The following is a 24,242-nucleotide window of genomic DNA, read 5'->3' as shown; positions in this document are numbered from 1 at the left end:
GATTCCCCTCAATTTGTGCAACGGCGTGGTTCAGCCGCGGCGGGCAGCCACTTCACGGCATATTCCAGCAGCAGCGCTATAACGATCGCGCCTGCGGCGAACATGAACAACAACGTGTGCTGACCGCCACTGGCATTGAACAGCGCCGAATAAGCAAACCCGGCCAAGGCTTGAAATGTGGCGAAAGACACCGTGGCGCGGCTCCAGGCGATCTGCTGACCATGATGCTCCGGCACCAGCTCATGCACCCGTGCCAGCGCCAGCGGCACGATCCCCGGCGGGAAAGAACCAAGAATCACCGCCAGCAACGCCAGTGCCAGAAACGAATGAGAGACCGCCAGCAGGCCGAGGGCAACGGCTTGCACCACCAGCACCATACGAATGCCAGCGCGCGCGCCCAGGTGATCGGCAAGAAAACCATAACTCACCGGCCCGACAATCGCGCCCAGACCGTACATCACCCAGATCAGCGCACCGGTGTGCGCGCCGGCACCGAGGCCACGTGCGACGTAATCCACCAGAAACACCATCGCCGGCACCAGCCCTGCGGCCATGAACGCGTACTGGGCGAACAACAGATACACCGCGCGCGGTGTTGGCTCTGCGCCCGTCGCTTCATGTGTCATTGGCAGATGGGCAAAGTCGTCCGGCCAGCCGAACCAGCTCAGTGCGCTCAGCACCAGCGCCAAAGCGCCAAGGCCGAGCCACGTTGCCTGCAAGCCCAAGCTCAACAGCGGCGGTACCAACGTCCCAGAACCAGCGATGCCGAGGCCGATGCCGAGGAAGATCGCGCCGCTGGCCAATCCTTTGCGCGCTGCCGGCACATGCGGCAGAACGGTTGCAGCCACCAGCACCATGATTGCGCCACCGGCAATGCCCGACAGCAGCCGCCAGCCGAAGAACCAGCTCACCGACAACGGAAATGCACAGGCAAAAAACGCCGTCGTCACCACCAGCATCATTAGCCGCAGGGCATTTTTATTGCCGAGTTGGCGCGCCGTCGGCCGACCGAGCAGCGCGCCGATCAGGTAGCCGACCAGATTGGCCGCGCCGAGGTAGACCACATCATTGGCGCTGAACCAGCGCGCTTCAATCAGCGAAGGGATCAATGGGGTGTAAGCGAAGCGCGCCAGGCCAATGCTGACCAGGCTGGCACAGAGCCCGGCGAAGATCGGCATCCAGATGCCGGAGGAGGTTGAAGTACGCATGACAGCGATCTCAAGAAAGGTTTATGCAATTGAGCATATCCGCTATTGTCGCTGCATCAGTGCAGCGATTAAGCGGCGCACTGATGCATTTTTGCATTGCAGGGGAAATCATGAATTGGGATGACGCACGAGTGTTTCTGGCGGTTTGCCGTGAGTCGAGGCTGCGCGGCGCGGCGCGGGTGCTGGGTGTGGATCAGGCGACCGTGGGGCGGCGTATCACGGCGCTGGAAAAGACCCTGAGTGCAACGCTGTTCCTGCGCACTTCCGACGGTTACGCATTGACTGCGGTCGGCGAAGCGGCGCTCAAGAGTGTGGAGAAAATGGAGCAGTCGGCGCTGGATCTGCAGCGGCAGATCGAGGGCCTGGACGATCGCCTGACCGGCACCGTGCGAGTCAGCACCACCGATTCGCTGGCCATCGATTTCCTGATTCCGGCCATGGCGCGCTTGCATGCCCAACATCCGGACGTGCGTGTGCAACTGGATGCGTCCACACAGATTCTCAGCCTGGCCAAGCGCGAAGCCGATATCGCCGTGCGCAATACCCGACCGGACAACCCCGACCTGATCGCCCGACGCATCGCCCGCTGGCCGGTGGGCCTGTTCGCTTCGCAGGCTTACATTGACGCCAATGGCTCACCGCAGCCAGACACGGCGTTCGAAGGTCATGATCTGGTGGTCTATCAACCGTATCTGCAAAGCAAGAAAGACCTGACGCTGGTCTCCGAACCGTTGAGTCGCGGGCGAATTGTCGCCAGCCTGAGCTCCAGTCTGCTGGTGCGCCGCTCGATTGCGGCGGGTCTGGGTGTAGGAGAAATCCCGGTATACATGGGCGAACGCGATGGCCTGATCAGGTTGTGGCCACAACGCACGCGACCGCTGCCGTACGACGTGTGGCTGGTGACTCATGCGGATTTGCGCCACACGGCGCGGGTGAGGGCGGTAATCGAGCAGATCGTCGAAGCGTTTGCGCCGGAAAATCAATGACCTCAAGGCTGCTTTGAGGAGGCTACGTGGGCTGACGAAAACGCCTACAAACCAGGCCGAATCGGCCGGCTTGTGAGCATCGGCTAACAGCTCTATCGTTTCCACAGTCCGGTGAGAGTCACAGGGCTCGCACTGAAACGATCGACCACGGAAGGTCTCGGTAACCGCCAAAGGTGACGAAGTGAAAGCCAGGGAATTGAGGCAATATTCAGACAGTGATCCATTCAACGACAGCCGGAACACGCACACCATGAGCAGCATAAGCCGCGAAGAATTCGATGCCAGGATCGAGACCATAGAAGCAAGGATGGATGCGCGGATGGAAGGCGTATCGATGCGTATTGATGCATTCCTGGCGGCTCAGGCCGAGCGGGACAAGGCAGACTCCCGGATTCGGTCAGAGATGGACAGGGCGCAGTCGGAGCGAGACAGAGCCCAGTCAGAACGAGATAAACGCTTCGAATTAATGTCTTCAGCAATCCAGAACATTGCACAGGAATCGAAAGAAGCCATCAGGCAAGCGAGCACGACGAAAGCCAATGTCTGGGCAGCGGCCGCCGTGCAGTTGGTGGGGCTGGTCGCCATCGTCGTCGGTGCCTGTTATGCCAATCAGGCCAACACCTATGCAGCGGTCCAGACGACGTTGGCGGCGATTCAGGCGGGCAAGGAGTTCACCGTGCCCATACCGCCGATGCTGCCGTGGAGCAAATCACCCGAATAAGAAACGACCTTCATCGGAAGGCCGTTCTCATGAGGTGCAGAAGCCTTGCGTCATGGCATCTGCGGCAATTCCTGCGGACGCAAGTCAAACACCAGCACCTCGGCATCGACACCGTTGCTCAGGGTCAGCAACTGTTCTTCGCGAACCCGCACTCCATCACCTTCCTGCAATGGCTGGCCATTGAGTTCAACACTGCCGCGTGCCACATGCACATAAGCGTAGCGGTCGGCCGGCAGTTTCAGTGTGGCGCTTTCTTCGCCGTCGAACAGCCCGGCGTATACTCGGGCGTCCTGGCGCACTTTCAGCGAGCCCTCCTTGCCGTCTGGCGAGATGATCAATTGCAGGCGACCGCGTTTTTTCTGTGCGGTGAAATGCTCCTGCTGATAGCGCGGTTTGGCGCCGCTGACTTCCGGCACGATCCAGATCTGCAGGAAATGCACAGGCCTGGTGGCCGAATGGTTGAACTCGCTGTGCGCCACGCCGCTGCCGGCGCTCATCAGTTGCACGTCGCCCGGGCGGATGACCGAGCCGGTACCCAGCGTGTCCTTGTGTTCCAGTGCACCTTCCAGCACGTAGGAAAAAATTTCCATGTCGCGGTGCGGGTGCTGGCCGAAACCTTTGCCGGCAGCAACGCGGTCATCATTGATCACCAGCAGGTCGGAGAAACCCTGTTCACGAGGGTTGCGATAGCTGGCGAAAGAAAAGGTGTGAAACGACTTCAACCAGCCATGATTGGCGAGGCCACGATCGGAGGCTTTGCGAAGAGTCAGCATGATTAAAATCTCCTGGCGGGACGTGAATTCGTCCGAGTGAGGAGAAGGTTACTGTTAACCGTGCAATCCAATAAGTAGATGAAAATTGAAAGACTGTCTCGGTGAGGTTGACAGTTATGCGAGGCCGCTCACACAATTTTTCGCGCCTGAAATGCCTCGCTTGGTCATAATGTCCGGCCTGTCTCATGTTCTCGATTGAAGTGACGTGCTCCCATGAAAACCGTGGCAATGGTGCTGTTTCCCGACTTTCTCCTGCTCGACATGGCCGGGCCGCTCGAGGTTTTTGCGGTTGCCAACCGCTACCTCAAGCCCGACGCGCACTATCAATTGGTCACCTTGGGAACCGAGCCCGGCGCGCTGCGGGCGTCCAACGGGGTGATGGTCCAGGCTGATCGGACAATCGACGAAGACACCGAGCGCTATGACCTGTTGCTTGTACCCGGCGGCCCCGGCGCCTACAACCAGCAGTTTCCCGCCTTGTTCGCCTGGCTCAAAGGCGCCGTGCAGCGGGCCGAGTATTACGGTTCGATTTGCACCGGTGCGTTTGTATTGGGGCATGCCGGTCTGCTTGACGGCTATCAGGTGACCACTCACTGGAATTACACCGAGCGGCTGATCCGGGCGTTTCCCAAGGCGGACGTCGCCACCGATCAGATCTATATCGAAGATCGCAACCTGATCACCTCTGGCGGTGTGACCGCAGGCATTGATATGGCATTGGCCGTGGTGGCCCGTGATCATGGCAAGAAGCTTGCGCAGGATGTCGCCAAAGTCCTGCTGGTGGTGATGAAGCGCCAGGGCGGCCAGGCGCAATTCAGCCCGTTGATGGCGGCCGTGGCTCCGCAGGAAACCCCGATTACCCGCGCGCAGAGCTACGTGCTCGAGCACCTCGACGAAGCATTCACGGTCGAGCGCATGGCGGCTATTGCCAATATGAGTGCGCGGCATTTCGCCCGGGTGTTCGCCCGGGAAATCAACATGACGCCGATGGAGTTTCTGCAAAGCGCCCGCGTCGACTGCGCACGAAATCTGTTGGAAACCAGCGAGTTGCCGCTCAAGACTGTCGCCTATAAAAGCGGCTTCGGCAGCGTCCGGCACATGCGTTCGCTGTTCGCCGAAAAGCTCGGTCTGACCCCGGCGCAGTACCGCGAGCAGTTCAGCTAGAGCGTTTCTGTCCGTCTGGCGCCTCGGTATGTCCGTATTGTGCCCCGTGTCGCCGTTGTCGCGTCATCGAACGCTGCCAAGATGGTTGGCATGAACAGCCTCGATGATTTCACCCCGGCGTCAGTGCTGCGTTTCGGCCCTTACACCTTTCATGTGCGACAACGACTGGTCCTCAACGGGGATCAGCCTGTGCGCGTGGGCAGTCGTGCGCTGGATATTTTGCAGGTGTTGGTCGAGCGCGCCGGTCGGGTGGTCACCAAGGCGCAATTGATCGCCCAGGTGTGGCCGACGTCGGTGGTCGAGGAAATCAACTTGCGAGTGCACATCGCGGCACTGCGCCGCGCACTGGGCGACGGTGGCAACGGTCAGCGTTACATCGTTAACGTGCCGCAATGCGGCTACAGTTTCATTGCCCCGGTGCATCGCGACAGTGCAGCGCCGCAGACACCTGCCAATGCGCCACCACCGCACAACTTGCCCGCGCGCCTGACCCCGGTGATCGGCCGCGATGCGCTGGTGGGCAGTCTGATGCGACACCTGCCAGCGTGTCGCCTGCTGACCATCACCGGCCCGGCCGGCGTGGGTAAGTCCACCGTGGCCCTGCGGGTAGCGGAACTCTTGGTGCAGTATTTTCGCCATGGCGTCTGGCACGTCGATCTCGCGCAGATCAGCGACGACACTTCATTGCTGGAGCATTGTCTGGACCGGCTCGGCAGCGATCTGGCCGCGCTGTGCGAACGTCATGCCTTGCTGGTGCTCGACAACGCCGAGCATCAGCACGCGGCCTGCAAGGCACTGGTCGACACCCTGTCAGGCGCGGCGCCACGCGTGGCCATTCTGGTTACCAGCCGCGAGCCCTTGCAGGTCGGCGGTGAAGTCCTCAAGCAACTGCCATCCTTGAGCCTGCCAAAGCCTGTGGCGGTCGATGATGTCGCCGAGGCCATGGGCTGCGCGGCGGTGCAGTTGTTCGTCAGTCGCGCACGGGCGCGCCAGCATGATTTCCAGCTGCGCACTCAGGATGTGCAGCCGCTGCGCGAAATTTGCCGACAACTCGACGGCTTGCCGCTGGCCATCGAACTGGCGGCAGCGCAGATCGATGCGCTGGGTCTGGTCGGGTTGCACACGCACGTGGCCAACGGGCTGCAAGTGCTCAGCCTGGGTCGGCGCACCGCCGTGCCTCGCCACCAGTCGATGCAGGCTGCGCTGGACTGCAGCTATCAGCGCTTGAGTGAACCGGAGCAGCGCGTATTGCAGCGCTTATCGGTATTCATAATGCCTTTCACGCTTGAGGCGGCGCTGGCGGTGGTCAGTTGCACGCAACTGGCCTCGTCGCGCCTCGCCGCGATCATCACATCCTTGGTGTGCAAATCGCTGCTGAGGGAGGAGAGTAGCGGCAGCGCTTGCCGCTACCGCATGCTCAACACCACTCGACGTTATGCGCGCGAGCAGCTTGAACGCAGCGGGGAAGGGGGCGAGCTTGAGCGTCGGTATGCGCGCCACATTAATCAGTTACGCCGCGTCTCAGGCGTGCATGCCCTCACTTAAGGCCTCGATAAGCCCGCGCGCTTTGCGCAAGTCCGGGGTCGCATGGCCTTCATTGAACCGCTCAAAGACAGGACGCAGCAGATTCAGTGCTTGATGACCGCGCGACTGGCTTTGCCAGAGTTGCGCCAGTGATGTGGCGCTGCGCAGTTCCCATGCAAGTGCGCCTTGGGTGCGGGCGGTGGTCAGGGCTTGTTGCAAGAGGTGTTCGGCTTGCTTGATATTGGCGTTGTCTGACAGGACGCCATCGCTGGCAGGCCAGCTCCCACAGGGATCATTGGCGTATCCAGAATCTTCCAACGCCTGCGCCCGCAAAATCTCTGCCGTGCTCCATCCTGCCTCGCCGGTCAGTGCCCGTTGCAGCAACGCATCGTCGACGAAACGCGGATCCAGCGTGACCATGATTTCACCGATCAACCCGCCGCTTTCCGTCGGCGCCAGGTCGCAGGCCTCTGCATCGATGACCTGCGCGTAGTGCCGACCCCAATGGTTGAACAGCAGCACCGAATGCTTCTGCGATTGCTCCAGCAGCAGGCGCAACAGCATCCGGGCGTTTTGTTGATCGCCGTTGTAATGGGCGATCGGGCAGGTGGCCAACGCCAGGGTGTAACAGATCGAGGTGCCGTGGTCGATCTGCACGGCGATGTCCAGCGCCTGTCGCGCCGCGCGCCACGCCTGCTCGGGCAGACCCTGCATCCACAAGACGCGAGCCAGCACGGTCAACGAGGCCACGCTCTGATCGTATTGCACGCCAAAGCCGTGGGTGAAGCGATTGACGTTGCCGCTGTGCGCCATGCGCTGCAGGACCTGCTCGGCATGGATGCGCGCCTGCGGCTGGTCGCCGGCATAATGCAGCGCCAGCACGCGCAAACGGTGGATGCTCAGTGACAGCAACGGGTCGCCATGCAGGCCGAGGCGGTCGAACTGCTCGCTCTGCGCCAGCGCGAGGCGGTAATGCCCGCAACTGAGATTGACCGCCATGTGCCCGGATACCGCACGCAATTGGCTGGCAACATCGTTGTTCGCCTGCGCCAGTTGTTGTGCCTGGGCAAAGGCGTCGATGGTTTCAGCGGTGCCGCCCCAAGTGTGGTAACAGGCACTGCCCAGCGCCAGTTTCAAAGTGATCTTCAGACGCGGGCAAGGCTCGTCGCGTTCATCGAACAGGCTCAGCGCCCGACGCACATGACCGCCGTATTCCTTGAGCAGCGAGAGTTCTTGCCACAACGGCGCCGAGGCCGCCGCCAGACGAATCCCCAAACCCCCGGAGCCGACCCCGTGCAGGCTCCACTCCAGCGCCGCGCGCAAATCTTCGAGCCCACGGGCATAGCGTTCGATCCACAGTGCCGTCGGGGTGTGCTCCCACTCGCTTTTCGCTTGCTGCATCAGCGCCAGGCAGCGTTCGGCATGGCGGTCACGAGTGTCATCGAATTCGGCGGCCTGCTCGAGTTTCTCCAGTGCATAACGGCGGGTCGTGTCGAGCAGGCGATAGAACACCTGTTCATCGCCGACCTCGACGCTGAGCAAGGATTTGGCGACCAATTGAGTGATCGAGACGAACACCACACTGGGATCGATCTGTTCACCGACGATCACGGCTGCGGCCGACTCCAGCGTGAAGCCGCCACGAAACACCGCCAGACGGCGCAGGCAGGTCTGCTCGCACCGCTCCAGCAGGTTGAAGCTCCAGTCCAGCGTGGCGCGTAGCGTCAGGTGCCGTTCATGACTGCTTTGCCGGCCTTTGTTCAATGGTGGCAGGCGACCCTGCAACTGCCCGAGCAGGCCGTCGAGGCCAAGCTCGGTAACCTGCGCGGCCGCCAGCTCCAGCGCCAGTGGCATCCCGTCCAGTCGGTGGCAGATCTCGATCACTTGCGGCAGTTGGCTGTCGCTCAGTTCAAAACTTTCCTGGGCGCCGGTGGCTCGTTCGATGAACAGTTGCAGTGCCGAGAATTCGAGTACCTGTTCGCGACTGAGCATCGTACTCATCGACGGGTAAGCGAGGGCGTCCAGGCGCTGGACGCATTCACCTTCGGCCCGCAGGCTTTCGCGGCTGGTGGCGAGAATGTGCACTTTGGGGGCGCCGCGCAGAATGCTTTCGCTGAGGGTCGCGACGGCGTCGATCAGGTGTTCACAGTTGTCGAGCAGCAACAGCATCTGCCGTGGTTGCAGCGCGTTGACCAGCGCGGTCAGCGAATCACCTTCGGGCAGCACCAGATCAAGCAGGGTAGCCAGGTGCGCGCCGATCAGCGCGGGGTCATTGAGTGGCGCCAGATCCACCAGGCGAATACCGTCGCGGTAAAAGCCGATCAACTGCTCGGCGACCCGCAGCGCGACGGTGGTCTTGCCGATCCCGCCAGGGCCGACCAGAGTGATGCAGCGGCGGCGCGGCAGCTCGCTCATCAGGCTGTCGACGAGTGGCTGGCGACCGATCATGCGCGTGCGCCGCAAGGGCAGATTGTGGCGACCGCCGGCATCGTCCAAAGGACGCTCCTCCATGGAATGCAGCAGGAGCGGCGCGACAAAACTGTAGCCTCGTTGCGCCACCGTGACGATGTAGCGCTGGCCGGCCTGACCGTCACCGAGCGCCTTGCGCAATGCCGCCATGTGCACGCGCAAATTGATTTCTTCGACCACACTGTCCGGCCAGACCCCGGCCATCAGTTCCTGCTTGCTCACCACTTCGCCGGCCTGCGCCAGCAGAATCAGCAGAATGTCCATCGCCCGTCGGCCCAGACGCAACGGTTGCTCGCCTTCGAATACGCGGCGTTGTCCGGGATGAATCCGATAGGGGCCAAAACCGATGGCCTGATTCGGGGAAAGACTCAACAGCTCACTCCTGCGGCGCTGCGGCGGACGGTACCGAACAGTCGCGCACGCAGGCGCGAGCTCTGTGGTTCGGGTGTCTGGGCATGATCCTCAGGTTTACGCATCGGTGCAACGGCCGTCTCGATCAGAACATGCCGGGCTGCGAACGCGGCGACCGCGGCTCGCGCATGATCTGGCAGCGCCAGGCGAACGGGTTGATCCCTTCGCTACGGGTGAACATGTGACAGAAATGCGCCTGATCGCAGAAGCCGCATTCCAGGCTTATGTGCGTCAGGCTAAGGTCGGTGTGCTGGATCAGCAACTTGGCGCGGGCAATGCGCTGGGTGCGTATCCAGTCCTGCGGCGAAAGCCCGGTGCTGCACTTGAAGGCGCGGGAAAAATGGCTGCGCGACAGTGAGCAGGCGCGGGCCAGTTCGGCCACTTCCAGGCTGTCACCGAGGCGTTCGAGGATCAGTTGTTTGACCAGCCGCTCGCGTTGCGGACTGAGCCCGCCGATAGCGGGTGTATCCGGTTGGCGGGCAGGGGCGAGGGCGACGGTGGGTTGCAATTGAGCCATGGCCAAGGTCCGTGTCGATGGGGAATGCACGAAAGGCGCATCCCGTCAGGTCAAAAAACAACGCTGTGCGAGTGACGGCATTGTTCAGCGCGGGCTTCGAGCTGACGAGTTAATCGTTGTTAATTGCCGCGCATCGACCGGAACTCAGCACATTCTTGCAAGTCTGCGCCGGGCGTTTTGCGCCACGATCCGGGGCAAGCGTGGCGAACCGACAGGGCCGCCGCAGTCGGTCAGGTTCAGGAGAATTCGATGAAAAGCATGTTCAAAGCCGCGACAACCATGACGCTCGCACTGGCGATGTCCTGCGCGATGGCGCAAGCGCCACAAGTGGGCACCCAGGCGCCGGGTTATTTCCGTCTGGCGGTGGGCGACTACGAAGTCACGGCGTTGTTCGACGGCTACAACGACTTGTCGCCCAAGCTGTTGCAAGGCATGAGTCAGAGCCAGATTCGTGCGCTGCTCGCGCGCCGTTCGATTGAAACGCCGGGCGTGCAGACCGCGTTCAACGCCTTTCTGGTCAATACCGGCAAACAATTGATTCTGGTCGACAGCGGTGCCGGCCAGTGCATCGGCGCCACCGCCGGCCAGTTGCTGAGCAATATGCAGGCGGCCGGCTACAAGCCGGAGCAGGTCGATACGGTCCTGCTGACGCACCTGCATCTGGATCATGTCTGCGGTCTGGTCGATGGACAGAAGAAGGCACTGTTCAACAACGCCACGGTGTACGCGGCCAAGGCCGAAGCCGATTACTGGCTCGACCCGGCCGCACTGGCCAAGGCCCCGGCTGGCGCCAAAGAATTCTTCGACATCGCTCAGCAATCCACTGCCGCTTACGTCGCTGCCGGGCGTTTCAAGACCTTCAGCGCAGGCGAGTCGCCGCTGCCGGGCGTGGTCGAAGCGACCCTCGAAGCCGGGCATACGCCGGGCAGCACCACCTATCGTTTTACCTCGCAGAAGCAGAGCATCGTGTTCATGGGCGATCTGGTGCATAACCTCGCAGTGCAATTCCTGCACCCGGAAGTGTCGATCGGCTTCGACGTCAACGGCCAGCAGGCGATCAATAGCCGGCAGGCCGTGTTCAGCGCGGCGGCGGTGAGCAAGACATGGGTCACCGCCGCGCACCTGCCGTTCCCGGGGATCGGCCACATCGCCGCCGAAGGCAAACATTTCCAGTGGGTGCCGGTGGAGTACGGCCCGTACAAACGCGCGGCCAAAGTGCCGTTGATCGAGTAAAGTGCCTGGCGCCGATTCGCGTGAGCGACTGACATTGATAAGGACGACCTGCCCATGAACCGAAATGATCTGCGTCGCGTCGACATGAACCTGCTGGTGATTTTCGAAGCGCTGATGTTCGAGAAGAACCTGACCCGCGTCGCCGAAAAACTGTTCATGGGCCAGCCTGCAGTCAGTGCGGCGCTGGGGCGCTTGCGCGACCTGTTTGACGATCCATTGCTGCTGCGCAACGGTCGCGGGATGGAGCCGACCGCGCGGGCTTTGGCGATTCTCAAGGAACTGCAACCGGCGATGGATGTGATTTCCGGGGCGGTCAGCCGGGCCAAGGAGTTCGAGCCGGCGAGCAGTTGCGACGTGTTTCGCATCGGCCTGTCGGACGACGCCGAGTTCGGCCTGTTTCCGCCGCTGTTGCGCCAGCTGCAGCAGGAAGCGCCGGGGATTGTCGTGGTCGTGCGCCGCGCCAACTACCTGCTGATGCCAGCGCTGCTGGCCTCGGGGGAAATCTCGGTGGGTGTCAGCTACACCACGGATCTGCCGGCCAATGCCAAGCGCAAGAAGCTGCGGGATATTCCCTGCAAGGTGCTGCGCGGCGATGACCGTCCGGGGCCGCTGACGCTCGACGAATATTGCGCGCGTCCGCATGCGATGGTGTCATTCTCGGGTGACCTGAGCGGCAATATCGATCTGGATCTGGCGAAGATTGGCCGCTGTCGCCGGGTGGTTCTCGGTGTGCCGCAGTTTAGTGGCCTGCGCGCTTTGCTCGCGGGCACCGAGATGATTGCCACCGTGCCGGATTATGCTGCCTGCGCCTTGGTTGAGGGTTGTGCGTTGCGTGCTGAAGATCCGCCGTTTCCGATCGATGCGGCGCAGTTGTCGATGGCCTGGAGCGGGGTGCATGACAATGACCCGGCGGAGAAGTGGCTCAGGTCACGGATCAGTCAGTTCATGGCGGCGCCGCTTAGCTGAGTTTTCGCGTTTCTGGATGAATGGGGGCATGGGGGCATATCCGTTGCTGCGGGTGCTGCGGCTGGCGGTTTCGCCTGACGGCGACTCACTTTTTTTCAAACGCCAAAAAAAGTAAGCAAAAAACGCTTGCTCCTACGTACGGCCCTCGCAAGCTCGGGTCCCTTCGCTGCGGGATCGATCCGGGCGCAGCGGCTACGGTTTGCTTCGCTGCACCTACTTCCGCTGTGTCTGGCTGCGCCAGACGGTCGCTGCGCTCCCACGCCCGGATCAATCCCTCCACTCAGCCTTCCGATGTCGCCGGTGGATCAAGATCAAAAGCAGGCGAGCTGACACTCGGCCTATTGAGTGGTGAAAAGCGTCGTATGGCTTGGGATTTGCGGTGGATTCGCCCCTCATCGGAACGCCGCCCGTGTAGAGACCGGTACATCCTTTACAAATTAGACCGGGGACATCGTTTACACCTTTACAGGCTTGAAACGCGTTTGGCGCCGCTTTCAAGCCTGCCTAAACAATGGCTGCAAAGGTACAGTTCCCAAGCGTCATCAGCCACTTCCTTCAGCGCAATGTCCTCTCCAATCAGAGCCTCTCCTAGAAAAATCAGCTGTCCTTTCCATTTGATTTCCCCATTTGACCGAACCTTGCGTACTTCAACATCGGAACCGTATTCAAGCGCAGGCAAGTAACCTGGATAAGCGCGTATCGACGGGCTATAGACAGATGCCGGCGGTTTCATGCCCAGCGCGGTGTGCGGTCGGTGGTAATTGAAGTCTTGGATGAAATCCTCAAAAGCCAGCTGCTGGCGCACCAAGTTTTCCGCCGGTGGCACTGCTGCCTTTAGCGTTCGATGCATCCGTTCATGTCGACCATTTTGGTCGGGGCGGCCAGGCGTAATCGTTTCGACATGGATTCCAAGTCTGATGAACCAAACCGATAATTTCGAAAGTCGCGCCAGACCTGTCGACGCGAAAGGAGCGCCGTTGTCAGTGCGGATCACATCCGGCAGCCCATATTCTCGAAAAGCCCACTCAAAGCCTTCCCGCGTTGGCGCTCCGTGCGTACTGGGCAAAGCGCGACAGACGAATAAAAAGCGGCTCATCTGATCGGTAATGGTCAGCGGATAGCACCAATTACCGTCCTGCATTTTGAACTGCCCTTTGTAATCAGCACACCAAGTCTGGTTGGGCGCGTCGACCGGACGCAAGTGTGTTGGAGCACGGGGGCGCGGGGGATACGGCCGTCGCGCCACCACCAAACCAGCTTTCTTCAACCACTCCCCGGCGGTACTCGCCGCCGGCCATTGGATATGCGGGTCGGAATCGCGCAGGCGATCAATGATCTGTTTGGGTCCCCGATCGGGATGTTCGTTTTTCTTGGTTAGCAGCGTGGCAATGATTTCATCGGGAGTTTGATGAGGGCAGTTCAATGGCTTGCGCGATTGCTCTTTCAAACCATCCACGCCCAACGCTGCATACCGTTCCAGCCACTTGTCGATGGTTGGACGGCTGACGCCGTAGCGCCGGCTTAATTGGCTCTTGGTGTAACTACCGCTAAGCCAGTCACTGACTAACTTCACTCGTTGATCCATTGGGGACTCTTGATTCCAGGGCATGGTCAGCACCTCCTGACCATGATTAATACCTGTAAACCATGTCCCCGGTCTCAAACGTAAAGGATGTACCCGGTCTTTACCCCGCCCAGCCCTCTCCCCCTGGAGAGGGAGCTGATCACTGCGTTGGCTTTGGAATCGTGTACGACTCGGTCACGTCGGCACATCTCTCACATCCACCCCGGTCAGTCCCCTCTCCCTCTGGGAGAGGGCTAGGGTGAGGGGCTTTTGATTTTCAAACTGAGCCGTTGGATCAAGGGCAACATCAAAAGCAGGCGAGCTGGCACTCGGCCTTAGGGTGAGCGCGGTTCTTGTACGAGCTTGCCTGCAAGCGATGGCGGCCTGACAAACTACCCGTTCCGCACGGGTATCACAGATTTCCCTGTAGGCCTTCACCTGCTTTTTTTCATCGCTGTCTGCACACCATCCGTGCTCTTGAAACCAACTAAGCACACCCATCCAATTTCTTCCGCCCTTGCCTTGGCATGATTCCCGTCAATGACATTCAAAGGGTAGGGTCATGAATATTTCGAGGGATGAACGGGCGCAAGCCATTGGTTTGCTGTTTCTGCGGGTCAGTGGCGGGTTGTTTCTGTTGTGGGTGCACGGCTTGCCCAAGCTGCTCGACTTCACGGCGCAGTTGCAACTGATCGAAGACCCGTTCCACCTCGGTGCCCACCTCACGCTGAGCCTGGCGATTTTCGCTGAAGTTCTCTGTCCGCTGCTGATCGTCGCCGGTGTTCTGGCGCGGTTGGCCTGCTTGCCTATTCTCTTTGTGCTGGTCGTTGCGCTGCTGGTCGTGCATCCGCAATGGAGTGTGGCTGAAGGGCAGTTCGGCTGGTTGCTGTTGATCCTCTTTACCACTGTGTTCATCGCCGGGCCGGGTCGGCTGGCGATCAATGTTCGTTTGCCCGGAGTACTGCGTTATGTCTGAAGCCCTGAATCAACTCACACCGGGGGCCGATGAGACCGTCACGTTGATCATCAAGCACCGGGTCAAGGCCGGTTTCGAGTCGGCGTATGAAGCCTGGCTGCGCAATATTGTCCGTGTGGCGGGGCAGCGGGAAGGGCATCTGGGCGTCGACGTGGTGCGCGGCAAGCGTGGGCGTCTCGATTTCTATACCTGTGTGCTGCGCTTTAGCAGCACCGAAGCGATGCAAGGCTGGCTGGAATCGTCCGAGCGTCAGGAGCTGGTCGCCGAAGCCGCGCCGATGCTGGCTGACGGCGATCAGACCGAAGTCGCGCCGGTCAATGAATTCTGGTTCTCGCCACTGGCTGACGCCGCTTCGCCACCGCCGCGCTGGAAACAAGCCGTGGTGTCGCTGCTGGTGATTCTGCCGCACACCCTGTTGGTCCCGCTGATCTGGGGGCCGTTGCTGGCGCTGCATCCAATCCTTTCCAACTACGTGGTCGCCACCTTCTTTATCACCCTGACCATCGTCCTGTCGGTGGTGTACGTAGTGATGCCGCCTGTCACTCGTTTGTTCACGCCGTGGCTGGAAGCCAGCCAGGCCCATGAGCACCTCGATTCCCAAGAAACCTCGCCGCGTTGAGCGGGGTTTGCTTCTTTTCACTTTTGCTTGAGGAACTGCGATGAACGCCGATCTGATTCTGTTCAATGGCCAATTTCATACGGTTGACCGCGAAAAACCGCTCGCCAGCGCCGTGGCGATCAAGGAGGGCCGCTTCGTCGCCGTCGGTAACGACGCCGAAGCCATGGCCCTCAAGGGCAGCGCCACGCAAGTGGTCGACATGAAGGGCCGCTGCGTCATTCCCGGCCTCAACGACTCGCACCTGCACCTGATCCGTGGCGGTTTGAACTACAACCTCGAACTGCGTTGGGAAGGCGTGCCGTCGCTCGCCGACGCGCTGCGCATGCTCAAGGACCAGGCGGACCGCACGCCGACCCCGCAATGGGTGCGTGTGGTCGGTGGCTGGAACGAATTCCAGTTCGCCGAAAAACGCATGCCGACCCTGGAAGAAATCAACCAGGCCGCGCCGGACACCCCGGTGTTCATCCTGCACCTTTACGACCGTGCCTTGCTCAACCGCGCGGCGTTGCGCGTTGCCGGTTACACCCGCGACACACCGAACCCGCCGGGTGGCGAGATCGTGCGCGACAGCAACGGCAACCCGACCGGCATGCTGGTTGCGCGGCCGAACGCGATGATTCTCTACTCGACACTGGCCAAGGGGCCGAAGCTGCCGCTGGAATATCAGGTCAACTCGACCCGCCAGTTCATGCGCGAACTCAATCGCCTCGGCCTGACCAGCGCGATCGACGCCGGCGGTGGTTTCCAGAACTACCCGGACGACTATCAGGTGATCGAGCAACTGGCCAAAGAAGACCAGTTGACCGTGCGCATCGCCTACAACCTGTTCACCCAGAAGCCGAAAGAAGAACTGACCGATTTCCAGAACTGGACCGGCAGCGTCAAGTTACACCAGGGCGATGATTTCCTGCGCCACAACGGCGCCGGCGAAATGCTGGTGTTCTCGGCGGCCGACTTCGAGGACTTCCTCGAACCGCGTCCGGACCTGCCGCAGACCATGGAACAGGAACTGGAGCCGGTGGTGCGCCATCTGGTCGAACAGCGCTGGCCGTTCCGTCTGCACGCCACGTACAACGAATCGATCAGCCGCATGCTCGACGTGTTCGAGAAGGTCAATCGCGACATTCCATTCAACGGTCTGCCGTGGTTCTTCGACCACGCCGAAACCATCACCCCGCAGAACATCGAGCGAGTCAAAGCGCTGGGCGGCGGCATTGCGATTCAGGATCGCATGGCGTTCCAGGGCGAATACTTTGTTGATCGCTACGGCAAACAAGCCGCCGAAGCCACGCCGCCGATCAAGCGCATGCTCGCCGAAGGCGTGCCGGTGGGCGCCGGCACCGACGCCACGCGGGTGTCGAGCTACAACCCGTGGACCTCGCTGTACTGGATGGTCAGCGGTCGCACCGTCGGCGGTCTGGCTCTGTACGAAGAAGGTCTGCCACGCAGCACCGCGCTGGAGCTGTTCACCCACGGCAGCGCCTGGTTCTCCTCGGAGCAGGGCAAGAAGGGCCAGATTCGCGTCGGCCAACTGGCGGACCTGGCAGCACTGAGCGCGGACTTTTTCAGCGTTGAAGAAGAAGCGATCAAGTGGATCGAGTCGGTGATGACCGTGGTCGGCGGCAAGATCGTCTACGCCGCCGGCGATTTCGAAGACCTCGGCCCGCGCTCGATTCCGGTGCTGCCGGACTGGTCGCCGGTGGTCAAGGTGCCGGGTCACTGGCGCCCCAACTCGCCGTTGCAGGCGCAGGTTCACCAGTGCAGCGGGCCGTGCGCGGTGCACACCCACAGCCATGAAAAGGCGCGGATGTCGAACGCGCCGGTCAGCGACTTCGCCGGTTTCTGGGGCGCGTTCGGCTGTTCCTGCTTCGCCTTCTGATTTCGAAAAAAGCGCCGGTCATCCCGGCCGGCGCTTCACGCAACAACCATCCATCCAGGAGTTTTGCCATGAGCGTTCCTTACAAGCGTCTGAACAAAGATGATGCCGTCGTGCTGCTGGTCGATCACCAGACCGGTCTGATCTCGCTGGTACAGGATTTCACCCCGAACGAGTTCAAGAACAACGTGCTGGCACTGGGCGACATCGCCAAGTTCTTCAAACTGCCAACCATCCTCACCACCAGCTTCGATGCCGGTCCCAACGGCCCGATCGTGCCTGAGCTGCGCGAGCAGTTCCCGGACGCACCGTTCATCCAGCGTCCAGGCCAGATCAATGCCTGGGACAACGAAGACTTCGTCAAGGCGATCAAGGCCACTGGCCGCAAGCAACTGATCATCGCTGGCGTAGTGACCGACGTCTGCGTGGCGTTCCCGACGCTGTCGGCTATCGCTGAGGGTTTCGAGGTGTTCGTGGTGACCGACTCGTCCGGCACTTTCAACACCACTGTGCAACAAGCGGCGTGGGCGCGGATGTCGGCCGCTGGTGCACACCTGCTGAACTGGTTCTCGGTGGCGTGCGAGTTGCAGGGTGACTGGCGCAACGATATGGAAGGTTTGGCGCACCTGCTGTCGGAGCGTCTGCCTAACTATCGCAACCTGATCAACAGCTATACCAAGTTTACTGCTCAGTAATTGGTTGAAGGTCAAAAGCCCCTCACCCTAACCCTCTCCCGGAGGGAGAGGGGACTGACCGTGGTGTTCGAGCGGGGTACGCCCGCCTGAGATACCGAGTCGATCTGCGGTTTTGAAAGGCTTGAAGATCAACGCGGCATAATCACGTCGATCTCCGGTCTTGAAAGGCTTGAAGATCTGCTCCCTTTCCCCCTCGCCCCCTTGGGGGAGAGGGCTGGGGTGAGGGGGGAAGCTTTTGATCTTGATCTTGATCTTCAGCGCTTCTGCAACCAGCCCAAAAACCCTCCTTTCTTCACCGCCACCGGTTTGGCCATCAACGCGAGGCGACTGTTCTGCTGACGCACCGCCTGCAACTTGTTCAACGCCCGACCCACCTCACTGCGTTTGACCATGCACTCACGGGTCAACTGCTTGTCGAGTCGATAAACGATGCTCGACGTCAGCGCCGTGAACGTCGCCTGCGACGGCGTGTCGGCGAGGATGCTCTGTTCCCCCATCACCTCACTCGGACCCATACGCCCGGCTTCGATTTTGTTGTCGCCGTCCGGCACGGTCGCGCTGACCACACCGGTGGCAATGACGAACAGGCTGTCCGGCACTTCATCGAGATCCAGCACCACCTGACCCGCCGTGTATTGCTGGGCGACCATCGACTCAGCGAGGCGATCACGTTCCTCACTGCTCAGCGAACGGAAGATCTTCACCTCATCGAGCAACGCGCGGGCGCGGCTCGAGGGTTCGATCACGCCATCGGGATGACGCGAAATGCCCGCGGCTTCGAGATGGCGGTGGGCGAGGTCGAACAGTTGATTGCGCACTTCGCTTTTCTTGCCCAACTCGGCGATGAAACCGCTGGCGACGTACTCCGACATGGTTTCGCCGGCCTCCTTCAGCACGGCTTTTGGTGCCGGGCTGAGCAACAGCGAACTGCTGCCTTGCAGCGTGCGATCCAGCGCATCGAGCACCCGGCGTGGGCGGATATGGTTAGGCACTTTGATGCTGATCGACACGCCATGCATGTTATTCGGGCGGCTGAGGTTGACGATCTTCGCCTTGGCCGCCACCGAGTTCGGCACCACCGCCATGGTCCCGGCACTGGTCAGCAGATGGGTGGCGCGCCAGTCGATGTCGAACACCTTGCCTTCGACGCCGTCGATCATCACGAAATCGTCCACCTGATACGGCTTGGTGGTGTTCAGCACGATCCCGGAAAATACATCGGCCAGGGTGCTTTGCAGCGCCAGACCGACAACGATGGCGACCACGCCCGACGTCGCCAGCAGACCTTTCACCGGCAGCTCCAGCACATAACCGGCGGCGGCGACGATGGCAACGAGAAACACCAGCGCGCCGATCACGTCCTGCAACAGACGGCCGCTGTGGCCGATGCGACGCATCAGGGCCAGGCCGATGACTTCGGTCAGCACCCGCGCGGCGTACAGCCACCAGAGAATGCCCAGCGCCGTCGCGCCCAGTTGCGCCACCGGGTCATCGGCAAATTGCGGCGCCTGCAACGGGCTGACACCGGCGTTGATCACCAGCGCGCTAAAGGCCAGGAACAGCACCAGCCGCACACCGACTTTCGGCGCGCGATGCTTGTAGGGCGCGAAGTGCCACAGCGCGGCGTCGAGCAACAACAGCACGGCGCTCCAGGAGAGCAGGTGAGCGAGAAGGAAAGTCATGGGCGTTACTCACACAAAAAGCCCGGCGCTTTTGGGGCGCCGGGCCTGGGCTCAGTTGAGGTGGGTTTTCAGCTCGGCGGCGGCTTGCCGTACCGCCGCTTGCACTTCGGGGATCTGGCTCAGCGGATTGAGCAGGCCGAAGTCATGAATCATCCCGTCGTAGCGCACCGAGGTCACCGCGACGCCGGCCGCATCCAGGTGCCGCGCATAGCCTTCGCCTTCATCACGCAGGACGTCGAATTCGGCGGTCTGCACCAGCGCTGCCGGCAAGCCCTTGAGCTGTTCGGCGCTGGCGTTGAGCGGCGAGGCGTGGATCTGCGCACGCTCGGCCGGGTTGGTGGTGTAGTTGTCCCAGAACCACTGCATCATGTCTTTGGTGAGGAAATGCCCCTCGGCAAATTGCTGGTACGAACCGTCGTTAAACTGCGCATTGGTCACCGGCCACATCAGCAACTGGAAGCGCAGCGCCGGGGCTTTTTGTTCCTTGGCCATCAACGCCACCACCGCCGCCATGTTGCCGCCGACACTGTTGCCAGCCACGGCCAGACGCTTGCCGTCGACGCCGATTTCCTTGCCGTGCTCAGCGACCCATTTCGTCGCGGCGTAAGCCTGGTTGATCGCGGTCGGGTACTGCGCTTCCGGCGACGGCGTGTAATCGACGTACACCGCAACCGCGCCGGAACCCACCACCAGATCACGAATCAAGCGCTGGTGCGTCGGGAAGTCGCCGAGCACCCAGCCGCCACCGTGGAAGAACATGAACACCGGCAACTCGCCTTTGACCTTGGCCGGACGCACCACTTTCAGGTTGATCGTCTGGCCATCGACCTTGATTGCCTTGTCGCTGACTTCAATTCCCGACAGATCCACTTTCACCGACGCCTGGGCCCCGGTCAGCACCGCACGGGCGTCCTTCGGGCTCAGCTGTTCCAGCGGTTTGCCGCCGCCAGCGGCGAGGGCATCGAGGAAGGCCTGGGTGTTGTGTTCGACGCCGGTATTTTCAGCGGCGAACGCATTGCCGATGGACAGGGCGAGGAGGGATGCCGCGAGGGTTTTCTTGACGATGCTCATGGGTGGAAATCCTTTTGAATGATTTTGATTTTTTTGCCTGAGTTGCGGGCTGCTGTGGCGCTGGGTTTCTGGCCTCAGCAACACCGTGAGCACAGATTAATGGGCTGCTGAAAAGTGAAAAAGCGGCTATAAAGCGTTTAACTGTCCACCAGAGAGTGACAATGAACCCGTTCGAAGACATGCGTATTTTTTGCCAGGTCATGGACTCCGGCAGCTTCACCTCAGCGGCCGATCAATTGGGCCTGTCCAAGCAGTTCGTCAGCCGTCGCTTGATGCAACTGGAAGAGCGGCTGGGCGTGCGCTTATTGAACCGCTCGACCCGGCGCCTCGATGTCACGCCGCTGGGGCAGAGTTATTACGAAGCAGCGTTGCGCTTGCTGGGCGAGGTCGAGCAAGTCGAGCAAGGCATCGCCGGGGAGACGGCGGAGCCACGCGGGACGATCCGCCTGAGCGCGCCGCTGTCGTTTGCCGTGGCGCATCTGGGTTGCCTGCTGCCGATGTTTCTGCAGCGCTATCGCGAAGTGACGGTGGAAGTGGACCTGAGCGATCGCCCGGTGGACTTGCTGGGTGAGGGTTACGACCTGGCACTGCGCATTGGCACGCTGGAAGATTCGACGTTGATCGCCCGGCGCATCGCGTCCATCGAACGGGTGTATTGCGCCAGTCCCGCGTACCTTGCAGAACGCGGCACGCCGCTCAAGCCTGAAGACCTGCACGGCCATGATTGCTTGCCGTATGGTCACGGGCGCTCGGTGCAATGGCGGTTCAACGAAGGGCAGGGCAAACCGGTATTGATTAACGTCGCCGGGCGCATGCGCGTGAATAATGGTGAATTGCTGCGCGATGCAGCAGTGCAGGGGATGGGCATTACTTATCTGCCGACATTCATCGTCGGCGCGGCATTGAAGGATGGGCGACTGGTGCCGGTGCTGGACGATCTGCGCCCCGAGCCACTGACGTTGTCGGCGGTGTATCCGCAGCATCGCCAGGCTTCAAGGCCGGTGCAGGCGCTGGTGGAGTTTTTACGTGAGCGGTTGAACCAGAGCCATGTGAATCTTTGATCTGGAAAGAAAGCTTTTCTGCCCCTTGACGTTCCGTCGGGCTTAATAGCAGAAGATGGTGTCTTGTGATTAACTTTGATTCAGTTTGTTGCGAGAATAGGCAAGCTCAATCACAGGTCACTATTCTGTTGGCTTATGACTCTCGCTGCCCTCAATCATCAGGAGACACTCACATGGCCGCGACAATGAAAACCCGATCCGTTACTGCCCACGTTCCGGTGCAGTTGGCCGAGAAGGTCGACCTGATGGCCGAGCGTCTTGAACGCTCGCGCAACTGGATCGTGAAACAAGCCCTGAGCGCCTGGATTGATCAAGAAGAAGAACGCAGCCGTTTGACGCGCGAAGCGTTGGCTGATGTGGACGCCGGGCGCGTCATCGATCATCAATCGGTGCAGGCTTGGGCGGACAGCTTGAGTTCTGATGCTCCGCTCAAGGCACCACTTTAATATGGAGTTGAAGTGGACGAGCAAAGGACTTTCCGATTTGACCAGGCTTTACGAGTTCTTGGCAGCAGTCAATCAACCTGCCGCTGCACGTACTGTGCAACAGCTGACTGCTGCTCCTGCAATGCTATTGGCCAATCCGCGCTTGGGCGAGCGTCTGGAAGAGTTTGAACCGCGAGATGTGCGAAGGATTCTGGTAGGGCACTACGACATGCGCTACGAGATTATCGGTCCGACTATCTACCTGCTGCGCCTTTGGCACACCCGCGAAGAACGATAGCCCGTCGTCAAATCCGCATTTACAACATTGCAACAACCGCCACTCCGGGTCTGTTCTAGACTCATGCCGCTCAATCACGAGCCCTATCCGGAGTGCGCCATGGAAGTGCCCAATCCCAAAACCGCCATCGAGAGCAATCGACAGGCCTGGAATGATTCCGCTGATCATCATCAGAATTCGCCGGACTGGCAGGCATTGCTTAACGAGGTCGCGCAGGCGGATTTTTCCTGTCTCGACGACACCCTGAGCGGCTTGCTGGACGTCAACGGCAGGGACGTGATTCAACTGGGCTGCAACAACGGTCGCGAAAGCCTGTCGCTGTTTGCCCTGGGTGCGCGCAGTGTGGTCGGCGTCGATCAGTCGGCAGCGTTTCTCGAACAGGCCCGCGTACTCAATGCTCGCTCACCACACCCTGCCGAGTTTGTCGAAAGCGATATCCATCATTTGCCTGGGTCATTGCATAACCGGTTTGATGTCGCCCTGATCACTATTGGCGTGCTGAACTGGATGCCCGATATTGGCGAGTTTTTCCGTCATGTCGCGCAGGTGCTCAAACCGGGTGGCAAGCTGGTGATCTACGAGACCCATCCGTTTCTGGAAATGGTCGATCCGGCCAGTGAAGATCCTTATCGCCTCGCCAGCTCGTACTTTCGCGCCGAGCCGTTTGTGCAGGAAGAGCCGATTGTCTACGTCGGCACGATTGAACAGCCGGCGGCGAAGTCGTACTGGTTCGTGCATACACTCGGGGCGATTTTCAGCGGGGTGATCGGGGCAGGGTTGAATGTTGCGCACTTCAGGGAATATGCGCATTCGAATCGGGAAGAGGTGTATGACTGCTATATGAACCAGACGGCGCAGATGCCGATGTGTTTTACCTTGGTGGCGAGCAAGGTCTGAGTATCTTTATTGCGACGCCTGGCTTCTTCGCGAGCAGGCTCGCTCCCACAAAGGACAGTCGCAGTGCGCAAAACCAATGTGCGAGCCTGCTCGCGAAGAGATCTATGGTCGCTACAGAACTCAGGAAGCCGAGTGATCGATCACATGCCCCGGTTGTGCGCAGAGGTCCATGCCGAGGGCATGAATCACTTTCAGAACCGTATCGAAGCGGGGTTTTGCACCCGGCGCGAACGCCTTGTACAGACTCTCGCGGCCCATGCCTGAACTTTTGGCTATCTGCGTCATTCCACGGGCCTTGAGCACATGGCCGATCGCGCGAAGGAACTCTTCGTTATCTCCGTCAGCGAGTACCTGAGACAGGTATTCGCTGATGGCTTCGTCGCTGTCCAGCAGTGATGCCATGTCGAAATTGGTTAAAGCCTGACTCATGGTCATACCTCTTTATCATCACTGCGCCGTTGCATGTTTGCTTGACTGTATCGAGTTCGATACGGATAAGCAGTCAGTCAGGTCTTTACTGCAGGTTGGAGAATTCGTCGGTGAATGTAGGCAAGGAAGCTATGGCTTGTGGGAGCAGCGGGTATGGCTACCGGCCTCATCACCAGCGGGCCTGATGGCCGAGCCATCGTTGTGGATGTATTCGGTTGCACTGTGGGAGCCAGCCTGGTGGCGATGGCTTTCTTTCAGGTGCTGAGTTTTTTGGTTTTGGGTACATATCCGTTGCTTCGGGTGCTGCGGCTGGCGGTTTCGCCTGACGGCGACTCACTTTTTTTCAAACGCCCGGAGTGCCGGCCCAGAAAAAAAATAAGCAAAAAACGCTTGCTCCTACGTTCGGCCCTCGCAGGCTCGGGTCCCTTCGCTGCGGGATCGATCCGGGCGCAGCGGCTACGGTTTGCTTCGCTGCACCTACTTCCGCTGTGTCTGGCTGCGCCAGACGGTCGCTGCGCTCCCACGCCCGGATCAATCCCTCCGCTCAGCCTTCCGACGTCGCCGGTGGATCAAGATCAAAAGCAGGCGAGCTGACACTCGGCCTATTGAGTGGTGAGAAGCGGGTGGTTGGCTTTGGATTTGCGGTGTGGCTGCCCCTCACCCCAGCCCTCTCCCCC

Annotated in this window: 22 protein-coding genes; 14 read left to right on the top strand and 8 right to left on the bottom strand. The window is 60.6% G+C overall.

From position 1 onward, the window contains the following. Positions 1 to 8: 8 nt before the first annotated feature. Complete coding sequence (locus tag J3P75_RS17625) at positions 9 to 1,208, bottom strand: YbfB/YjiJ family MFS transporter (protein ID WP_434707632.1); 1,200 nt, start codon at positions 1,206 to 1,208, stop codon at positions 9 to 11. A gap of 110 nt (positions 1,209 to 1,318) precedes the next feature. Between J3P75_RS17625 and J3P75_RS17620 the strand changes: the two genes are divergently transcribed. Together J3P75_RS17620 and J3P75_RS17615 are read left to right on the top strand one after the other, a co-directional pair. After that, on the top strand, positions 1,319 to 2,194 hold the full coding sequence (locus J3P75_RS17620) for a LysR family transcriptional regulator (RefSeq protein ID WP_434707631.1): 876 nt from the start codon (positions 1,319 to 1,321) through the stop codon (positions 2,192 to 2,194). A 181-nt stretch (positions 2,195 to 2,375) separates the two neighbouring features. Beyond that, positions 2,376 to 2,915: a hypothetical protein gene (locus J3P75_RS17615; RefSeq protein ID WP_434707630.1), complete on the top strand. Its 540-nt coding sequence runs from the start codon at positions 2,376 to 2,378 to the stop codon at positions 2,913 to 2,915. 50 nt (positions 2,916 to 2,965) lie between these two features. On the opposite strand, the gene J3P75_RS17610 is transcribed toward J3P75_RS17615, so the two are convergent. Continuing rightward, positions 2,966 to 3,688, bottom strand: coding sequence for a pirin family protein (locus tag J3P75_RS17610; protein WP_434707629.1), 723 nt, complete (start codon positions 3,686 to 3,688; stop codon positions 2,966 to 2,968). A 213-nt stretch (positions 3,689 to 3,901) separates the two neighbouring features. Between J3P75_RS17610 and J3P75_RS17605 the strand changes: the two genes are divergently transcribed. Both J3P75_RS17605 and J3P75_RS17600 read left to right on the top strand, forming a co-directional pair. Continuing rightward, the gene (locus tag J3P75_RS17605; protein ID WP_090282694.1) at positions 3,902 to 4,852 is read left to right on the top strand and encodes a GlxA family transcriptional regulator; all 951 of its coding nucleotides are present in this window, start codon (positions 3,902 to 3,904) and stop codon (positions 4,850 to 4,852) included. Positions 4,853 to 4,942: 90 nt separating this feature from the next. Further along, positions 4,943 to 6,397 carry an ATP-binding protein gene (locus tag J3P75_RS17600; protein ID WP_434707628.1) on the top strand — a complete coding sequence of 485 codons (1,455 nt, stop codon included), beginning with the start codon at positions 4,943 to 4,945 and terminating at the stop codon, positions 6,395 to 6,397. On the opposite strand, the gene J3P75_RS17595 is transcribed toward J3P75_RS17600, so the two are convergent. Together J3P75_RS17595 and J3P75_RS17590 are read right to left on the bottom strand one after the other, a co-directional pair. Continuing rightward, positions 6,374 to 9,217 (bottom strand): ATP-binding protein, encoded by a 2,844-nt coding sequence (locus tag J3P75_RS17595; protein WP_434707627.1) that lies wholly within the window; start codon positions 9,215 to 9,217, stop codon positions 6,374 to 6,376. The two genes, J3P75_RS17600 and J3P75_RS17595, sit on opposite strands and share 24 nt — an antisense overlap. A 124-nt stretch (positions 9,218 to 9,341) precedes the next feature. Beyond that, entirely contained in the window at positions 9,342 to 9,773 is a 432-nt protein-coding gene (locus J3P75_RS17590; RefSeq protein ID WP_090282697.1) for a helix-turn-helix domain-containing protein, read from the bottom strand. A gap of 249 nt (positions 9,774 to 10,022) precedes the next feature. Here J3P75_RS17590 and J3P75_RS17585 point away from each other — a divergent pair, with 249 nt between their 5' ends. Continuing rightward, positions 10,023 to 11,006: an MBL fold metallo-hydrolase gene (locus tag J3P75_RS17585; RefSeq protein ID WP_434707626.1), complete on the top strand. Its 984-nt coding sequence runs from the start codon at positions 10,023 to 10,025 to the stop codon at positions 11,004 to 11,006. A gap of 54 nt (positions 11,007 to 11,060) precedes the next feature. Further along, the gene (locus J3P75_RS17580; protein ID WP_434707625.1) at positions 11,061 to 11,972 is read left to right on the top strand and encodes a LysR substrate-binding domain-containing protein; all 912 of its coding nucleotides are present in this window, start codon (positions 11,061 to 11,063) and stop codon (positions 11,970 to 11,972) included. Positions 11,973 to 12,435: 463 nt separating this feature from the next. On the opposite strand, the gene J3P75_RS17575 is transcribed toward J3P75_RS17580, so the two are convergent. Beyond that, positions 12,436 to 13,581 carry an integrase core domain-containing protein gene (locus tag J3P75_RS17575; RefSeq protein WP_434707165.1) on the bottom strand — a complete coding sequence of 382 codons (1,146 nt, stop codon included), beginning with the start codon at positions 13,579 to 13,581 and terminating at the stop codon, positions 12,436 to 12,438. A 517-nt stretch (positions 13,582 to 14,098) separates the two neighbouring features. Between J3P75_RS17575 and J3P75_RS17570 the strand changes: the two genes are divergently transcribed. From J3P75_RS17570 to ycaC, 4 genes are all read left to right on the top strand, one after another. After that, positions 14,099 to 14,512, top strand: a complete 414-nt coding sequence (locus J3P75_RS17570) for a DoxX family protein (protein ID WP_434707624.1) — start codon at positions 14,099 to 14,101, stop codon at positions 14,510 to 14,512. Further along, on the top strand, positions 14,505 to 15,131 hold the full coding sequence (locus J3P75_RS17565) for an antibiotic biosynthesis monooxygenase (RefSeq protein WP_434707623.1): 627 nt from the start codon (positions 14,505 to 14,507) through the stop codon (positions 15,129 to 15,131). Before J3P75_RS17570 ends, J3P75_RS17565 begins: the two co-directional genes overlap by 8 nt. Positions 15,132 to 15,171: 40 nt before the next feature. Further along, positions 15,172 to 17,010: an amidohydrolase gene (locus J3P75_RS17560; protein ID WP_434707622.1), complete on the top strand. Its 1,839-nt coding sequence runs from the start codon at positions 15,172 to 15,174 to the stop codon at positions 17,008 to 17,010. A gap of 68 nt (positions 17,011 to 17,078) precedes the next feature. Then, positions 17,079 to 17,702 carry an isochorismate family cysteine hydrolase YcaC gene (ycaC, locus tag J3P75_RS17555; RefSeq protein ID WP_090282704.1) on the top strand — a complete coding sequence of 208 codons (624 nt, stop codon included), beginning with the start codon at positions 17,079 to 17,081 and terminating at the stop codon, positions 17,700 to 17,702. 254 nt (positions 17,703 to 17,956) lie between these two features. Here the strand turns inward: ycaC and J3P75_RS17550 are convergent, their stop codons facing one another. Further along, positions 17,957 to 19,384, bottom strand: a complete 1,428-nt coding sequence (locus J3P75_RS17550; protein ID WP_434707621.1) for a mechanosensitive ion channel domain-containing protein — start codon at positions 19,382 to 19,384, stop codon at positions 17,957 to 17,959. A 51-nt stretch (positions 19,385 to 19,435) separates the two neighbouring features. Next, positions 19,436 to 20,455, bottom strand: a complete 1,020-nt coding sequence (locus J3P75_RS17545; RefSeq protein ID WP_434707620.1) for an alpha/beta hydrolase — start codon at positions 20,453 to 20,455, stop codon at positions 19,436 to 19,438. Between the two features lie 161 nt (positions 20,456 to 20,616). On the opposite strand from J3P75_RS17545, the gene J3P75_RS17540 reads away from it, so the two are divergent. The 4 genes from J3P75_RS17540 to J3P75_RS17525 all read left to right on the top strand — a co-directional run bounded on the left by J3P75_RS17540 (position 20,617) and on the right by J3P75_RS17525 (position 23,136). Continuing rightward, positions 20,617 to 21,516: a LysR family transcriptional regulator gene (locus tag J3P75_RS17540; RefSeq protein WP_394503789.1), complete on the top strand. Its 900-nt coding sequence runs from the start codon at positions 20,617 to 20,619 to the stop codon at positions 21,514 to 21,516. Between the two features lie 173 nt (positions 21,517 to 21,689). Next, positions 21,690 to 21,962 (top strand): CopG family ribbon-helix-helix protein, encoded by a 273-nt coding sequence (locus tag J3P75_RS17535; protein WP_090282708.1) that lies wholly within the window; start codon positions 21,690 to 21,692, stop codon positions 21,960 to 21,962. Between the two features lies 1 nt (position 21,963). Next, positions 21,964 to 22,239: a type II toxin-antitoxin system RelE/ParE family toxin gene (locus tag J3P75_RS17530; protein WP_203421555.1), complete on the top strand. Its 276-nt coding sequence runs from the start codon at positions 21,964 to 21,966 to the stop codon at positions 22,237 to 22,239. Positions 22,240 to 22,338: 99 nt separating this feature from the next. Then, on the top strand, positions 22,339 to 23,136 hold the full coding sequence (locus J3P75_RS17525) for a class I SAM-dependent methyltransferase (protein ID WP_434707619.1): 798 nt from the start codon (positions 22,339 to 22,341) through the stop codon (positions 23,134 to 23,136). A gap of 120 nt (positions 23,137 to 23,256) precedes the next feature. Here the strand turns inward: J3P75_RS17525 and J3P75_RS17520 are convergent, their stop codons facing one another. Next, positions 23,257 to 23,565 carry an addiction module antidote protein gene (locus J3P75_RS17520; protein WP_434707618.1) on the bottom strand — a complete coding sequence of 103 codons (309 nt, stop codon included), beginning with the start codon at positions 23,563 to 23,565 and terminating at the stop codon, positions 23,257 to 23,259. Positions 23,566 to 24,242 lie beyond the last annotated feature (677 nt).

Source organism: Pseudomonas sp. R1-1 (assembly GCF_051132135.1).
Lineage (GTDB): Bacteria > Pseudomonadota > Gammaproteobacteria > Pseudomonadales > Pseudomonadaceae > Aquipseudomonas.
The sequence above is the reverse complement of the archived record's forward strand: the minus strand, read 5'-3'. Positions and strand labels throughout refer to the sequence as shown.

What these genes read in the sequence shown, in the direction of transcription:
- J3P75_RS17610 (WP_434707629.1), bottom strand. Translation starts at nt 3,688, where the DNA reads ATGCTGACTCTTCGCAAAGCCTCCGATCGTGGCCTCGCCAATCATGGC.
- J3P75_RS17570 (WP_434707624.1), top strand. Translation starts at nt 14,099, where the DNA reads ATGAATATTTCGAGGGATGAACGGGCGCAAGCCATTGGTTTGCTGTTT.
- J3P75_RS17560 (WP_434707622.1), top strand. Translation starts at nt 15,172, where the DNA reads ATGAACGCCGATCTGATTCTGTTCAATGGCCAATTTCATACGGTTGAC.
- J3P75_RS17545 (WP_434707620.1), bottom strand. Translation starts at nt 20,455, where the DNA reads ATGAGCATCGTCAAGAAAACCCTCGCGGCATCCCTCCTCGCCCTGTCC.
- ycaC (WP_090282704.1), top strand. Translation starts at nt 17,079, where the DNA reads ATGAGCGTTCCTTACAAGCGTCTGAACAAAGATGATGCCGTCGTGCTG.
- J3P75_RS17590 (WP_090282697.1), bottom strand. Translation starts at nt 9,773, where the DNA reads ATGGCTCAATTGCAACCCACCGTCGCCCTCGCCCCTGCCCGCCAACCG.
- J3P75_RS17620 (WP_434707631.1), top strand. Translation starts at nt 1,319, where the DNA reads ATGAATTGGGATGACGCACGAGTGTTTCTGGCGGTTTGCCGTGAGTCG.
- J3P75_RS17625 (WP_434707632.1), bottom strand. Translation starts at nt 1,208, where the DNA reads ATGCGTACTTCAACCTCCTCCGGCATCTGGATGCCGATCTTCGCCGGG.
- J3P75_RS17600 (WP_434707628.1), top strand. Translation starts at nt 4,943, where the DNA reads ATGAACAGCCTCGATGATTTCACCCCGGCGTCAGTGCTGCGTTTCGGC.
- J3P75_RS17585 (WP_434707626.1), top strand. Translation starts at nt 10,023, where the DNA reads ATGAAAAGCATGTTCAAAGCCGCGACAACCATGACGCTCGCACTGGCG.
- J3P75_RS17565 (WP_434707623.1), top strand. Translation starts at nt 14,505, where the DNA reads ATGTCTGAAGCCCTGAATCAACTCACACCGGGGGCCGATGAGACCGTC.
- J3P75_RS17530 (WP_203421555.1), top strand. Translation starts at nt 21,964, where the DNA reads ATGGAGTTGAAGTGGACGAGCAAAGGACTTTCCGATTTGACCAGGCTT.
- J3P75_RS17550 (WP_434707621.1), bottom strand. Translation starts at nt 19,384, where the DNA reads ATGACTTTCCTTCTCGCTCACCTGCTCTCCTGGAGCGCCGTGCTGTTG.
- J3P75_RS17605 (WP_090282694.1), top strand. Translation starts at nt 3,902, where the DNA reads ATGAAAACCGTGGCAATGGTGCTGTTTCCCGACTTTCTCCTGCTCGAC.
- J3P75_RS17580 (WP_434707625.1), top strand. Translation starts at nt 11,061, where the DNA reads ATGAACCGAAATGATCTGCGTCGCGTCGACATGAACCTGCTGGTGATT.
- J3P75_RS17535 (WP_090282708.1), top strand. Translation starts at nt 21,690, where the DNA reads ATGGCCGCGACAATGAAAACCCGATCCGTTACTGCCCACGTTCCGGTG.
- J3P75_RS17575 (WP_434707165.1), bottom strand. Translation starts at nt 13,581, where the DNA reads ATGCCCTGGAATCAAGAGTCCCCAATGGATCAACGAGTGAAGTTAGTC.
- J3P75_RS17540 (WP_394503789.1), top strand. Translation starts at nt 20,617, where the DNA reads ATGAACCCGTTCGAAGACATGCGTATTTTTTGCCAGGTCATGGACTCC.
- J3P75_RS17520 (WP_434707618.1), bottom strand. Translation starts at nt 23,565, where the DNA reads ATGAGTCAGGCTTTAACCAATTTCGACATGGCATCACTGCTGGACAGC.
- J3P75_RS17525 (WP_434707619.1), top strand. Translation starts at nt 22,339, where the DNA reads ATGGAAGTGCCCAATCCCAAAACCGCCATCGAGAGCAATCGACAGGCC.